Origin of the sequence: Prevotella sp. RM4 (assembly GCF_000701965.1) — a bacterium.
GTDB lineage: Bacteria > Bacteroidota > Bacteroidia > Bacteroidales > Bacteroidaceae > Prevotella > Prevotella ruminicola.
In genome coordinates this window covers 1,189,652-1,203,553 of sequence record NZ_JNKG01000007.1, presented here as the reverse complement: position 1 = coordinate 1,203,553, position 13,902 = coordinate 1,189,652, and the positions used below count along the sequence as shown (strand labels likewise).

9 protein-coding genes are annotated in these 13,902 nt (G+C 43.8%); 2 read left to right on the top strand and 7 right to left on the bottom strand.

The annotated features are described in order from the left end of the window. Window positions 1–215: 215 nt before the first annotated feature. Both T499_RS0106120 and T499_RS14640 read left to right on the top strand, forming a co-directional pair. Window positions 216–785: an HU family DNA-binding protein gene (locus T499_RS0106120; RefSeq protein WP_033150106.1), complete on the top strand. Its 570-nt coding sequence runs from the start codon at window positions 216–218 to the stop codon at window positions 783–785. 74 nt (window positions 786–859) lie between these two features. Beyond that, window positions 860–961 carry a smalltalk protein gene (locus tag T499_RS14640; RefSeq protein WP_157054530.1) on the top strand — a complete coding sequence of 34 codons (102 nt, stop codon included), beginning with the start codon at window positions 860–862 and terminating at the stop codon, window positions 959–961. A 155-nt stretch (window positions 962–1,116) separates the two neighbouring features. Here the strand turns inward: T499_RS14640 and T499_RS0106115 are convergent, their stop codons facing one another. Genes T499_RS0106115 through T499_RS0106085 form a run of 7 tightly spaced genes read right to left on the bottom strand, consistent with a single transcriptional unit; the run spans window position 1,117 to window position 13,884 of the window. Continuing rightward, entirely contained in the window at window positions 1,117–3,024 is a 1,908-nt protein-coding gene (locus T499_RS0106115; protein ID WP_033150105.1) for a fimbrillin family protein, read from the bottom strand. After that, window positions 3,024–4,070: a fimbrillin family protein gene (locus T499_RS0106110; protein ID WP_033150104.1), complete on the bottom strand. Its 1,047-nt coding sequence runs from the start codon at window positions 4,068–4,070 to the stop codon at window positions 3,024–3,026. Before T499_RS0106110 ends, T499_RS0106115 begins: the two co-directional genes overlap by 1 nt. Window positions 4,071–4,084: 14 nt before the next feature. Then, window positions 4,085–6,574: a hypothetical protein gene (locus T499_RS0106105; protein WP_033150103.1), complete on the bottom strand. Its 2,490-nt coding sequence runs from the start codon at window positions 6,572–6,574 to the stop codon at window positions 4,085–4,087. A 6-nt stretch (window positions 6,575–6,580) separates the two neighbouring features. Beyond that, window positions 6,581–8,137, bottom strand: a complete 1,557-nt coding sequence (locus T499_RS0106100; protein WP_157054529.1) for a hypothetical protein — start codon at window positions 8,135–8,137, stop codon at window positions 6,581–6,583. A 32-nt stretch (window positions 8,138–8,169) separates the two neighbouring features. Beyond that, window positions 8,170–10,845: a hypothetical protein gene (locus T499_RS0106095; protein ID WP_157054528.1), complete on the bottom strand. Its 2,676-nt coding sequence runs from the start codon at window positions 10,843–10,845 to the stop codon at window positions 8,170–8,172. Between the two features lie 5 nt (window positions 10,846–10,850). Next, window positions 10,851–11,921, bottom strand: a complete 1,071-nt coding sequence (locus T499_RS0106090; RefSeq protein WP_198021247.1) for a fimbrillin family protein — start codon at window positions 11,919–11,921, stop codon at window positions 10,851–10,853. 4 nt (window positions 11,922–11,925) lie between these two features. After that, window positions 11,926–13,884: a fimbrillin family protein gene (locus tag T499_RS0106085; protein WP_198021246.1), complete on the bottom strand. Its 1,959-nt coding sequence runs from the start codon at window positions 13,882–13,884 to the stop codon at window positions 11,926–11,928. Between the last annotated feature and the right edge of the window lie 18 nt (window positions 13,885–13,902).

The window sequence follows — 13,902 nt, the reverse complement described above, 5'->3', positions numbered from 1 at the left end:
TAAAATAACTACCAAAATATTTGCACAATTCAAATATTTTTTGTACCTTTGCAATGTTGTTGAAAGGCAACAAAAAAGAGCGTTCAAGCCATAGAAAAATTTTTTGTAGGCCTACCAGAAAATTTTAGATGACTACACCCGCTCAAACACGACTAAGGAAGAGGTTTTAAGGAAAAGGAAAGATTATAACAAACCCTTTAATTTAAAACAAAATTATGGCACTTAAAGTAAAGGCAGTTGAGCGACTGCTTAAGTTTGACAAAGAGAAAGAAGGTAAGTATCGTTATGTACTGAGCCCCGACCTGTACTCTAGTCTGGATCAGGACAAGGTAATCAAGGAGGCTGCCAGTCGCAGCGGTGTGATGGAAGGCGTAATGCAGGCCTGCTGGAATGCTGCTGGCGAGGTAATCAAGGCCTGGGCCACCGAAGGACACTCGGTTGCCATTCCCGGACTGGGCACCATGCGTTTCGGCCTACGTGGTAAGGCGGTTGAGAACGTGAACGAGGTTAAGGCCGGACTGATCACCACCCGTCGTATCATCTTTACACCAACGGTTAAGCTGAAGGACGAGCTGGCTAACACAGCTATCCAGATTACCTGTATCGACCGTAACGGCAAGGAGGTGAAGCGTGTAACCAGTAGCGACAGCGGCGACGTGGAGGATCCTGAGAACACCCAGCCATCAACTGGTGGTAACACTGGCGGCAACGGCAACAACACCGGCGGTAACCAGGGTGGTAACACAGGCGGTGGCAGCGGTAACCACGAGCCGATTGGAGACTAAGGGCTTGGGGCTTAGGCCCCAGCCTTCCCATTAAACATGAAACATTAAACATTAAACAGTAAAGATTAAACATTATGAGTAAGAGAGAAACAGTAAAGTTCATCGTACAGATGATAGCGAGTATCGCCACAGCGATAGTAACCGCCCTAGGCGCCACCAGCTGCATGGGCCTATAATCAAAGAAATCAGCCGAGGTACCCTACCCCTCGGTTGATTTTTTTGCCCCCATCCAAAAATTTCCCAACCTGTGTCAAAATTGCACAGGTTCAAATTGAAGAAGATGAACTTGAAAGGAATACTTGACAGTTCAAAAAAGGAATATTACCCCACGTTATCTTATAATAACCGTGGGGTAATTGCCGGGGGTGAAGGTGTAGTTAAATTGGCTACCTTTAAAAGAATTGTCCTTATACCATTTGTTTAGACTTGAATTCAAGTTGCTTACAAAGGTAGTCAATGTTGAGTTTGTAAACGAGGTGATATCGCTGGCTTGGTAGCAGCCTACGATGTTGCCGGTTTTATCTCCATCGTAGTTGGTGCCTACCAGATTGCCTGCGCCTGTGTAGTAGCTGGCATGGATAGTACCGGTGTTGGTACCTACCAGGGCGCCAGCGCCATCGCCAGAAAGGGTTACATCGTCGATAACCTTACAGCCACCGATGATACCTGCATTTGTGCCAGCCAAGGTGCCATTAGTAACATTGCCAATGGCGGTGATATGCAACTGCTCAACACAAGCATCCTCCCCCAGCTTAACAAACAGCGAGCTCCCACTCAAGCGGTTGATATAACGATCGCCACCCAGGAAGGTGCCGTTGAACTCGTTACCATCCTCGCCTATTCCTTTCCACACATAATCGCTGGCAGTAGCGCTGCTTTGCATGGTGATATCGGCATCGAGTCGCACATATTTACCTGTGAAATCGTAATCACTATTCACCTCCTTAGCAAACGCCAACATCTGCAAGGCGGACGTGATACGGAACGCAGTAGCAGCACTAGTACCATCGTTGCCATAGACATCCTTCACGACATTGTTGGATTCATACAGCCAGATAGCATCGTCGATATTATCTACCTGACTATGCGTTTTAATGGCGGTATTATCTACATTCATAGTCATATAGGTAGACTTTTTACGCAGCACACCTAAGTCGGGTGTTGGCACAAGATTCCAGTCGTTATAGGTCACATCTATGTGCATTTTCTCGCCACTATGACTCAATGCTACATTAATAGTGGTGGTTTTGCCAGAGTTAAACAATACGCCACTTTTAATACCATGATAGTTATGGGTAACATAATTGCCACCATCGTCGACATCGCGATACCTTACTTTAAAATCAAACTCAAAAGAACTATTGTTGGCATCATAAGCTAAGTAAGCAGCGTCCTGTGGTGTGGTGAGTCCATAGAATGTAAATGTTTTACCAGCGCCTGAGCCTGAAGTACTTTTACGCCATAGTTTTATGTTGCGTTTGGTCTGACCATTACTATCATCGCAATTAAGCGTAGAGAGTTCCTTGCTATAACCGCTCCACTTAAACTTGCAGGGCTGATTAAGAATGGTCATATCTGTAACATCTATATCGGCATCGAGTACATTGTCACCAGTAGCAAAATCCTTGATATTAACCACTATACACACATTGCTGAGTGCATGGGTAAAACTAACAGCGGTTGTAGTGCTACCAGCCACCGCCTTAACCGAATCGCTATAACTTATCAGCAGATCTTCGGCAATAATCGCATCGTTATCTGATGAGAAATCGACGGTTTTATCACTATCCAATCCATATCCCAGCTCGCCTTGATAAGGTTCGGTGGTATTGGCTGTGGGTAAAACCCAATAATAATTTTCAGAAGGCAGACTATAACCTGCAAAAGTATGGTAAGACGTAACATCGGTCCAATATATCTTCTCAGGATCGGTGGTGGTACGTTTCCAAGTGTCGTTATAGGCATACGGGATGTTGCTGTATGTAAAGGGTTCCAACGCATCCTGGCTACGACGGATGGTGGTAAGCACCACCTCATTGCCAGCTTGGAACGCCGTACGCCCTACCCCAAGCATTTTTGACTCAGCAGCACGTGTAAGCGACTGGTTATCGACAGCTATAGTAGGTGTGATACTACTAATCTCGAGTGCTGTATCGGGGGTAACAGTCTCATCATTAGCTTGGCATGCCGTAAGGAGTGCCAACAAACCTGAAAAGTATATTATTTTATTGCGTTTCATTATTTAAGAGTCATTGTAATTTGATAAAGTGTACCGGGCTGAACATCGTCGATATTAAGAGCCATGTTATAGCGTTTGTCGCCATCACGCAACATGATAGTGGCATTGTTAATGGCATAAGGCGGAATAATGAGTCGATAGGTATTATTTACATCTTTATACGCCGTATAAGTGGTTTTCTGTGTAATGTCCTTGAAGAGCTTACAAGTAGCCGTTCGCTTTTCATCATTTATCACAGTTATGCCCAGCGCCTTGCCGTTATCGCCTATATCGCAGCTGCTCTTGGTTTTATAGCTATAGTCGTATTGTTTATCAACCGCCGTATTAATTTTACTCTTGGCAGCATAGTAATCGCCTACAATCACCTCGGCCTGGTTGATATCAAGCATATTATCGATAGTAAGCACAGCATTGGAAGATATATCGCCTACAACCTTGATGAGCAACGCCGACATAACGTGTTTGAAATTAAAGTGCACACGATAAGTACCTGTTTGCATGATGGTTTGCGCCCATAACAGATCGCTGGCCTTATAATCAGCTTCCTTGCTCTGATTGGCATGGAACACGTTACTATATTGCTCAACACGTGTACTCTTGGAATCAACAAATACCTGCTCTTGGCTCCAGGTTTGTGCTGTAAACACGTAAGGTGTGGGCTGAGCCAGAAAACGGCTATAGATATCAGGAGAATTGGAATCGGTGTAATCGCCATCGATATCGCAATGATCATCGCTGGTAAGTGTAGCCAGTGAATCGGCATGCCACTTAAGCAGATAAAAGGCATCGAAACTGCCACCATAGGTACTTTCACCCAACTCGGTATGTTCAGAGAATGGGCACACAATCTTTATTTTGAATTTATCGCCTGGCTCAAAGCCATTACCCGACAGATTGACACGAGTAGAAGCCTCGCCATCAAACTGCTGTACCGATGTGGTAAACGAAAGCGTGCCTGCCTGTTGCTGTGTGGGCTGCGGCTCGTCGGCCTGGCAGCCCACTAACAGCAGGGCAATAGAGAAAAAGGGTATCTTATATATCTTCATTGTTACTATTTTTCTTACTTATCTAATGTAGGGTAACTGTTGGTGTAGGCATCGCCAACCATGCTGTACTTCATAATGCAGGGATATTTCTTACCAACAGTAGTTTTGTTATACTCGCTAATACCTTGGTTCATTGCATTCCAAGGCGCCATACCGTAGATGGTATTAAGTACATTTGGCTTTTCTTTAGCAAGTTTTGCCTTATCAACATCATTACCGAGCATATAATCGAACTTTGCCTTAAGCACATACGACTTGCTACCACGAACGTAATCATCGTAATCGTAGGCATCGGCAACTCCTGCAACGGCTGTAGCTTTCGGCGACAGGCTTGTATCGTAATAGTTATACATTTGTGTACCCCATTTAACACTCTTATTACCAACCAAGGCACCAGTAGTTTCATCAAGATTGTCAGCAGCCTGCATACACCCGAACATGGAAAGTGGATAGCCTGCATCAGCTACTCCTACCAACGCTGCCCCAGCTGTACCGATATGAATACAACCTACCACATAGCTTGTACCTTTTAGCGAGGTGGCAATAGAACTGCCACTACTGGGGCACAACATCGAGATACCGGCAATATAACAGCCCCATCCTAATGTCTTATCGCTAAATTCGGCCTTATTCAACAAACAGGTATTGTGGGTGCTCTCAATCTTAAGATTAGTAATGGCACCATCCTTTACATAATCAAACAGATAGCCACCATCCATATACAGGTTTTTAAGCGAGTTGCCACAACCATTAAAGTAACCACGGAAAGCCTTGCCTGCCGCAGCATCGCCAATGCCAGGAATCTTTATATCATAAAAATCAAGATCATTGGCAAGTTCTACCTTGTAACGGAGATCAAAATCGGTATCGTAGAAATCAACTGGTCCGGTAACATAATCCTCGATGACATACGCGCTCTGGTTTACATCTGATGCATGGTAGTGGGGATAGAACACATAGCCATCAGACTCGGCCTGTTCACGTGTCATCTGTACCGTATTGCCATTGCCATCATCCTTTATCCAATAGTAGGTAGGGAATCCCTCGGGTCCATTTTCAGCACGAACCTCGCCACGTTCAAGTCCACTCGTTTTGGTAGCAGCCGTGCCGTTAACCAAACGGATAAAGGTGTAGAACTGCTGGGGGCTGGAAATAGTAAACGAGGGCACAAAATCCTTATTACCGTTAATGGCATCGTTGGCTGCCGATGCTATAGCTTCTGTCCACCAACTAAAGTCGAGATTGCCCAGAGTATGGTTTTCGAGGGTGGCATAGTCGGCAATCTCAGGGCCATCGGTCCAAGAGAAACTGCCGGTACTTATTACAGAGAACTGATTGTACTGATAGCCCACACTAAACGAGTAACTATAGCCCGCCTTAAGCGTAAGGCCATCTGGGAAGGCTTTAGTTTTACCATCATCTTTCAGAATCTTACCCAACTCAAATATATGGCATTCGGTTTCGCGACTACTCTTACCATTTTCGCCTACCTTATACAACCAAACCTTAACACGGGTACAGGCAGGCAGTGTGATGGTTTCGCCAGCATTAGTTTTACTCATGTCGAACGGGATCGACAGCAGATACTGATTACCATCATTGTTTTTAAACTCCGGATGCTGCACATTAGCAGCAATGTCGTCGGCTTCCAAAGTATTAATCTTTACAATATTATCCTCGGAGGTATATTTCTCAAGATGATTAAAATCGGTTTTATCATCCTCATAAAGTTTCTTAGTCATTGCCGTAAGCAGGAATGTTTCATCATCCACACCGGCTGGCATACACATCCTGTAGTAAGCATTCCTCACTTCAGTAGCAACTGCAGTATTATTATCGTAATCAGCATCGTCTAAACACAACTGTACAGAGCTCAACTCATTACCCGACTTGGGGGTAAGAGCTATACGACAGGCGATATGGCGCATGGTAAGAGGGATGTTTTCGGTTGGACCCGATACGGTAACCCAATCGCTAACGGTATAATCGGGATAATAAACATCACGGGCTGCGGTATTTGTTGATGCCGAAAGGGCACCCGACAGATTACTACGCCCCCACGCACGGAAACGCACAACACGTCCATCCTCCCATGTCAGCGAATCGGCTGAAGTCTGAAGCGATGTAGTGCCAGGCACATCGGATTTCTGTGTATTTAATTTATCATAAGCCGGCAACCAGTCGTTATTAAGCGACAAGGCAGTACCTGTGGCGTAGTTCATTTTGTAATAATAGGTACGGAATATCTCGCCGGCCTCATCAAACGTTATACCATCGGTATTAGCATACTGACGGAAAATACGCATCTGGTCGCCCTCGTTAAACGAGCCATCATGATGATAGGTGGTGCGGGTAACAAACGGGTCGGCCATGGTGGCACTAAAGCTAATACCCTGCCCTATCAAGCTCTCCTGCCGGGGAGTAAGCTGCCAGCTGATATCTTCGGCTGTACAGGCCGCAAACACAGCGGCTGTTATCAGATATATCGTGTTTCTTATCTTCATATATACTTAGTTTTTATATGGAACAAGGTCGGGAGTAACATCACCTACAGAACTACCATCATTCCAGCAATTCTTTACATGTGCGTTAGTGGGTTGCGTTTCGAAGAGTACACCGCCCGTGATGGTTACATTGAATATCTCAGAATTCCATCCTGCATTTAAACTACTGTACAACCAGTTACGAGTGCCATCAGGCACAACTGTTATGGTATGCCCCATGCCATCGAGATGCCCAACCAACGCGGTGGGGAAATCAGCCAGAGATATGGTGATATCCTTTAGCAAAACAAAATATTTGCCTTTACAGTCGCCCTTTTCGGTAGCTTGCTTTAACTTGGCAATAAACTCTGCACCATCTGAGATATACTGATATTTATACTCTTTACCATCGGCAACTGTAGCGTTATAATCGCGATAGGTATAGGCACGCTGCCAACTGCTGCCTGCCATCGAGAGTTCGTGATCGGGGTTATCAACGCCATAATACTTATCATGGTAAGTATTTAAATTCCAAAGGCGTGAACCAGTGCTGTTATAGTCGATTTTCTCGGGACTGACACGCAGATAAACCACCGTTTCGTCGTTGGCATTCAGGTCGAACTTAAACGTCTTCTCGTACTCCAGATCGTTTTCGAGTGTCAGTTCAAAATCAATTTTGTTGGAACAGGTATCGGTGTCGTTCGCTGGCAACTCGTCGCCCATTACCATTGCTTTATTAGAAGTTTTGGTATAGGTGGGGCGCACAATGATATCGTAGTATGGTGAATCGCCGTATGAGACAGCTGTGTATTTACTACTGTTTTCGCTAGCCTCCTTATAATTATCATCGGTAGGGAATACGAAATTGTTGGTTCCAGTTTCCTGATAGATGGTAATATCCTCGTGGTTCAGATAATGAGGGGTTACTTTGGTAGCAGTAGTCCAATGCGGGCGACCATCTGTATCAACATAATCCAGCACCTCCACATTGCAAAAGCGCAGTTTTGCATCTTTGGGATCGGTGGCATACCCTTTCAGCTTGGTTTTCGTGCCATTCACGTTCTTAATTTTATCATCTATCAGAACGTATGCTACCACACGAGCCAGGCGATGCTGCGTAGGGATGGTAATCTTATCGATAGTGGCATAAATCTCCTTTTTCGGGGGCAGCGAAGTGTACTGCCAAAGATCGTCGTACGCTTTGGTAGTACCCTCATTACGCAAGTTCACAGGCACATAAGCCCCACGGAACACATGCGCACCGTTGCCCAGCCACTTAGCTGGTGTATCGGTAACTTTGCCATCGGTACCATACAGATTCATACTATAGCTACTTTTATCATATTTTAAAAGGGCATACTGCTCACAGGTACCCAAATCGTACACCATATTCATACCATCTGTATTCAAACCTTCGTTTAGCCAGCCTGGAACGGTTGACGCTTCGGCACGGGTGGTAACAGCCGTAGTCATGTCGGCTGTAGTAACAGAGCCTACATGTATGGTCAAAGCCTCGTCATCAGCGGGGTTCAGCACATCATCGTGCGAACCGCAGCCTGATAATAATATCAAGGCTAATGCCATATTGATATATCTATATTTTAATTTCATCGTAATTAATAATTTGAATCAGAAGTTGGTGCAATGGCATTACGTTTACCGATGGCAGCTTCAACACTTTCGAAATAGGTTCCCACACCACGGCAATCAGCATCTGTAGGCCACCAGTTACCCTGACACCCCTTAGCTGTACCATTTGCAGAACCATTCTTGGCATATCCTAAGATACTGCCATGGTGTTCGTCGTTATCAAGTTTTACAAAACTACTGCAGTCGGTAATGGTAAGTTCAACTTTATCGTCAGAATCCTGTTTATACATAATACCACCCACAATACCGCCATAATAGGCCTGCTGGGATGTTGAGCCAGTAAGCGTACTGCCTCTATGCAGCACACACTGGGTTACGGTTCCATTCGAAACTGCCGACACAATACCACCAGCCAGTTTATGACCTTGAGTATTATTGGTTGGAGCCTGTGATACAATGTTTACCTTTGCCTCGCAACCACTAACGGTAGCACCACCATAAACCCATACCACCAAACCGGCCGGGTTAGATGATGTGATTTTAAAATCGGGATCGGCCATCTTTACCTTTACATTACTAATCTTGGCGTCGGTACCATGAAGAAATAAAGCCAAGGGAGCCATTACATCGGTACCATCATCTTTCAATTCTGATTTCAAGTTATCGCTCAACATAAGGGTAAAATCATGCACATGGCTAGTTATCGAATTAAAGATCATGGATTTTGTAGTAATCTGCTTACCATTGCCATCCAATTCATATTCAACATCTTTTCCTGTGGGAGAATCTACAGTAATATCGTCGGCTAAGCGATAACGACCTTTACCAGAGGCATAATTAAGCTCTTTCTCATTATCGATAACACCGGTATAGGGATTTGAATACGTATTATTCATACCCGAATATGTAGCAATAGTGGGCCAAGCATTACCATCGATTGACTTATAAGAAGATATCAGCTCACCAACAATATTTCTATGGTTATCTTTTTGCAGTAAGGTTATACCATACTCGAAAGTATTGTTGGTAACATAACCATCGGCACGGCCCACAATACCACCTACCCAGGCTTCAGAATTACTACTTGAAACACGATTTGTTACCGTACAGCCATCTATAACAGCAGCCTTAGTGCCGTTGGAAGTAGATGTGGCTGCAATACCACCTACATAATTAGCATCGGTACTAACCACTTTAAGCGCAGAGCGGCACTTAGAGATGGTGCCGTTATTAGTAATCACAGCACCAGCCACCTTGGCAGAAGCTCCCGAATTATCCTTAACCGTAATATTGATGTTACTGATAGAACCACTATTCTTGTTAGCAATAGCAGCATCTACCGTACCACCTATCTGGATGGTACCATTAAGCAAGCTGGCAGCCTCACCTAGTTCATCAAGGAAACATGAGTTACTGGTTAATGCAAAGTTACCAAGATCTAAAGTACAATTTAGTTTGCAATTCTTATACTGATCCCATGAACCTTGATAAGTAGAATTCTCGTCATAACCATCAAGATTGATATTTTTCTCTAAAGTCGCTACGTTACCTGCCTTATTCTGCTCTGAATTCTTAAGAAAAGCAATCAACCTATCGCGACTATCAATCATGATGGGGTCGCCAGCATTACCATAATCATCGCTGACAATGGTTTTTATCTCTTCAGTCCAATCACGGATATATGCCGACATTTTGTTCTGACGACTGCCACGACCTAACGTAACGGTAAGAATCAGATGCTTGCCTGGCTCAAGTTTATAATTACCATCATCACTTGTTTCGTCGTTGGCTCGGTAGAACGAATAGTTCTGACCCGAAAGGTTTATCTTGGTTATCAGGTCGGATGATGGATTCGTATAATAATTGTATGGTTTTACAATTGCATCGTAACGAGTGGTGTAAGTGTACTTTGTTTCACCATCGTAAATAATTGAATCCTTGCAAATTAGCGGTGCAATTTCCAGTTTAGCATCACCATACGAATAAATGGTTGCCGAAATATCTTTCTTGGCATTTTCAACCTGTAATGCCTCGCGACTAACACCCTCGCCAGCCTTCAGTATTACACTAATGCGAGCACGCTTATGCTTAAGGAAAAGTGGAATCTTTTTATAATCAGTATCATCTGAAAACAGCTTAACTGTACTATTCAGATCCTTCCAATCCTTTGCTGTTCGATAGTTAAAGTCATCAATATTATCGATAGGCGAACCTGTATTCTCGTCGCCCTGCCATTTTTTAATGTAACCAAATCCTTCTAAAAGGTCTTGTTTAAGCCAATCGGTTACATTTGACTGCGTTTCTGACAATTCCTCACTTCCAGCAATAGCCTTAAAACCGTATTCTACCACAGTACTTGGCCAATAAAGCTGGGTTGTTGTACCTTTTAAGGTACCATTATCATAATTATCATCAATGGTATATTCGCCTGTTTTTTCGTAATTACCATCTTTCGAGCGCATCGTAATACTAAACTCATAAGCTTTATCTACAACCTTATAGTTCTTCATCGCTTCGTCGTAATCGGATTGGGCAGAACGGGTTACAACAGCATTAGCCATTGAGGTGGTAAACATCACCTCCTCGCCCACCTCGATATCATCCGAGAATATATGTTCGAAGGTTTCACGGCAACTCGTGGTAACCACCGCGAGGATTGCCATCAGCAACAGTTGTATAATCTTATTTATCTTACTTTTCATCATCATCAATCATTAATAGTACCCTCGGTGTTATATGTTTTACCTGTATTCCAATCAACAATCTGAGGGATTACCTGCGCTATGGTACTGCGACGCAACTCGATATTATAGATATATTTCTTTCCGCTTTCGAGCGTAGTTTTTGTTACACTATTTACAATGGCTTTATGTGTAACAGTACCACCAGGTTCGGTCCATGTTACACGAATACGCTGCAACGTACCAAAAGCAATACCCTCGAATGTTTTCAGATAACCAGGGATAGTCACCTTTCGAGCAATCAGGCTAAACGACGAGCCGTATTCGCTATCATTACCGGTATTGATATCAACCTCTTCGGCTTGTGGCTTTTGAATCTTACCATTGGGCTGAATACTAAAGGGAACATATGCTTTTTGAGCCACACCCAACAACTCAACAGAAATTACCTCAGAAGCATCTTTAATATCAACCGAACCTTCCTGCGAATTCATAATGTTTACCTGTACCTGCGCAAACTGGTGCTCAAAGAACAGCTTTACACGATTAGCCTCGGAGGTGGCACCTAAAGGTTTGGCTATTTCATAAGCCAGGATAGGATCAGGTTGCTGAGCAATCGTATCCTTATCACCACGAGTCAAATCGAACTCAATTGAGTCGCCTGTAAATGTAGAATCTGCTTTTAGCTGGTTATTATCGGTTAATGCCAGGAATACATGGTCCTTACGATTCTGCCAATAGAAAGTATTATTCAAGAAGACGGCATTACCATACTCGTTTTCAATCTTCAACTGGTCTGTCATCATGTTCACATCAACTGTAAGCGGATTGGTTGCCGAGTAGAATTCTGTACTGTCGGTGTCATTAGGGCCAGCATGGAAGAACATCTTACATACAAACTTACTGTTCTGCGGCATATACGCAGCCGAAGCACGGGTAACGGCAACATCCATATTACCTGCCGAAAACAGCACAGGCATCAGGCCCTGCTGCTTACCGCCGTTTTCAACCTCAGCCTCCGAACATGCCCCCAAAGTAAGGGCTATCGCCATCGCCAAGGCCGCCGTAATCATATATAAATTCTTTTCTATCTTCATTTTGTTAATCCCAATCAAGTTTTGCTTCACCGCTACCATAATTTTCTGTCCATTTCTGAATCATAGCACGGAATTTTACCTCCTCTTTGGTAATGGTGATAGTATAGCTGTACTGATTACCACGAAGCCACTCGCCTATTTTTACTTTTGTTTTATCGTCTATACAGTCTTTGAGAGACAATGAGTATGTTGTAGATGTAGCATCAGTGGCACCATCGTGCAGGTTGATAACCAACTTAGCGTTATCTAGTTTCTGCGGGATCATCATCTTAATATCGCCACTATTTCCATCATCAAAAGCCGAAGCAACTGCATCAGCAGCATTAATCTCACCATCAATCAAGGCAATAATACCCGATGTCGACAGATTAGTTAATTTGATTGTTGCTTTGCTGAGATTAACATACGCAGGATCGTTTGGATTTTCTTTTGTAGCCAAAGTAATAATTATTTTACTCATGGCATGCTCGAACGACAAAGGCACAGTACCAGTACGAGGTGCAATGGCAGCGCCTGCCTCGTAAGTTTCATGCGCAGGCGTAGTAGCCCATAGCAAATCGGTACCCTGTTTAACCTCTGTGCTTGTTACTTCCAGGAGGGTATGCTCAGAGGTTTGATATGCCAAAGCTCGGAAGAAATAGCTATCATCTTTATTGGGCCAATAAATTGGGGCGGATGTAGATGATACTGAAAAAGCCCCACCATCGTAAGAATAGGTAGCTGCAATGCTTCCAAAGTCAGCGTCTACAAGTATTTTATCGCCATCTTTCTTTGCTCTCCACAATGTGAACGAATCGTCTTTATTCAGACTCGTATCGTTGTTACCTTTATCTTTAATATCAGCCGAGAACTGGATTTGGCCTTCACCTGTAGCTGTGACAGGTATCCAATCTGCCAGCGTTGCCGACACGCTGATGGTCTGCTTATTAAGCTTAACGTTGAGCAGATAGTTAACACCGCTCTTGGTTTCGTCAGAAGTAAGGCCATTCCCCCAGTTAGCAGCTTCGAGAATCTTTTCGGTAATTATAATCTCATAGTTATTACCACCAGCATCGGTAATAGTTGCAAGTACTTTATCTTTCTCAAGTTTTGTATGGGGTACTGTAACAGCCTGATAAGTACGAGTAGTCTTATTAGTATTGCCATCAGGACACATTGTCACATCGATAGAGCCAGAAGCAGTAACCTCACCTTTAGGAGCATCAAATGTACCAACCTCACTTACCCCCTTCAAGGTAACTATCGTATTTTTCAAATCACCATCTTTATACCCATCCTTAGCCTCAACAACAATGGTAAACATACTCATAGCGTGGGTATAAGGAACAGTAATAGTGCCATGATCACTCTCTTTAGAACTGCCATGATCATATACCACTGGAGTCTGCGCTGGTGACCACAGAAGGTCGTTATGCTTCATAGCATCTTTAGCCGACTGATCTGGAGTAGTTGTCCAAACAAGAACACCTGTAGGCGTAGTTGTTGTATTAAGAGCCTCGGTTGGCGTGCCACCATTATAACAATAACCATAGTACGACTGCAAGCCGTGATTATCTTGACGCAGGTTCTCGGTGGATACGCTTGCGTTGCTGAAATCATCCCAATACAGCGCTTTGCCTGGAGTCAAATCCGAAGTCGAATTTGTAGATGTATTAACAACGACCATAGCATCGCTACCTTTTTCAAATTCTACAAGACTAGCTTGTGAAGCCAATTCGTATGATGTAGCGCTTGCTAAATCGGTAGTACTATATACGTGACGTACATAACTATAAAGCACATCGCCAGTCTCAAACTTGCTGCCCTCGGCACGTGTTACAGGACGATTGCCTGAGAGGGTTGCTTCGAGGCGTAAAGGCAGACGTTCATCGGTAGATGAGCTGTTGTTTACCACCTCATCACCCGCGCATCCTGCCAACATCAGAGCTGATAGTGAAAGTATGAAATATCTCCTAATAATCATATCCTTATTATCCATTAA

Bases quoted from the DNA above. Each gene is read 5' to 3' on its own strand.
- T499_RS0106120 (WP_033150106.1), top strand. From the start codon at position 216: ATGGCACTTAAAGTAAAGGCAGTTGAGCGACTGCTTAAGTTTGACAAA.
- T499_RS14640 (WP_157054530.1), top strand. From the start codon at position 860: ATGAGTAAGAGAGAAACAGTAAAGTTCATCGTACAGATGATAGCGAGT.
- T499_RS0106115 (WP_033150105.1), bottom strand. From the start codon at position 3,024: ATGAAACGCAATAAAATAATATACTTTTCAGGTTTGTTGGCACTCCTT.
- T499_RS0106110 (WP_033150104.1), bottom strand. From the start codon at position 4,070: ATGAAGATATATAAGATACCCTTTTTCTCTATTGCCCTGCTGTTAGTG.
- T499_RS0106105 (WP_033150103.1), bottom strand. From the start codon at position 6,574: ATGAAGATAAGAAACACGATATATCTGATAACAGCCGCTGTGTTTGCG.
- T499_RS0106100 (WP_157054529.1), bottom strand. From the start codon at position 8,137: ATGGCATTAGCCTTGATATTATTATCAGGCTGCGGTTCGCACGATGAT.
- T499_RS0106095 (WP_157054528.1), bottom strand. From the start codon at position 10,845: ATGAAAAGTAAGATAAATAAGATTATACAACTGTTGCTGATGGCAATC.
- T499_RS0106090 (WP_198021247.1), bottom strand. From the start codon at position 11,921: ATGAAGATAGAAAAGAATTTATATATGATTACGGCGGCCTTGGCGATG.
- T499_RS0106085 (WP_198021246.1), bottom strand. From the start codon at position 13,884: ATGATTATTAGGAGATATTTCATACTTTCACTATCAGCTCTGATGTTG.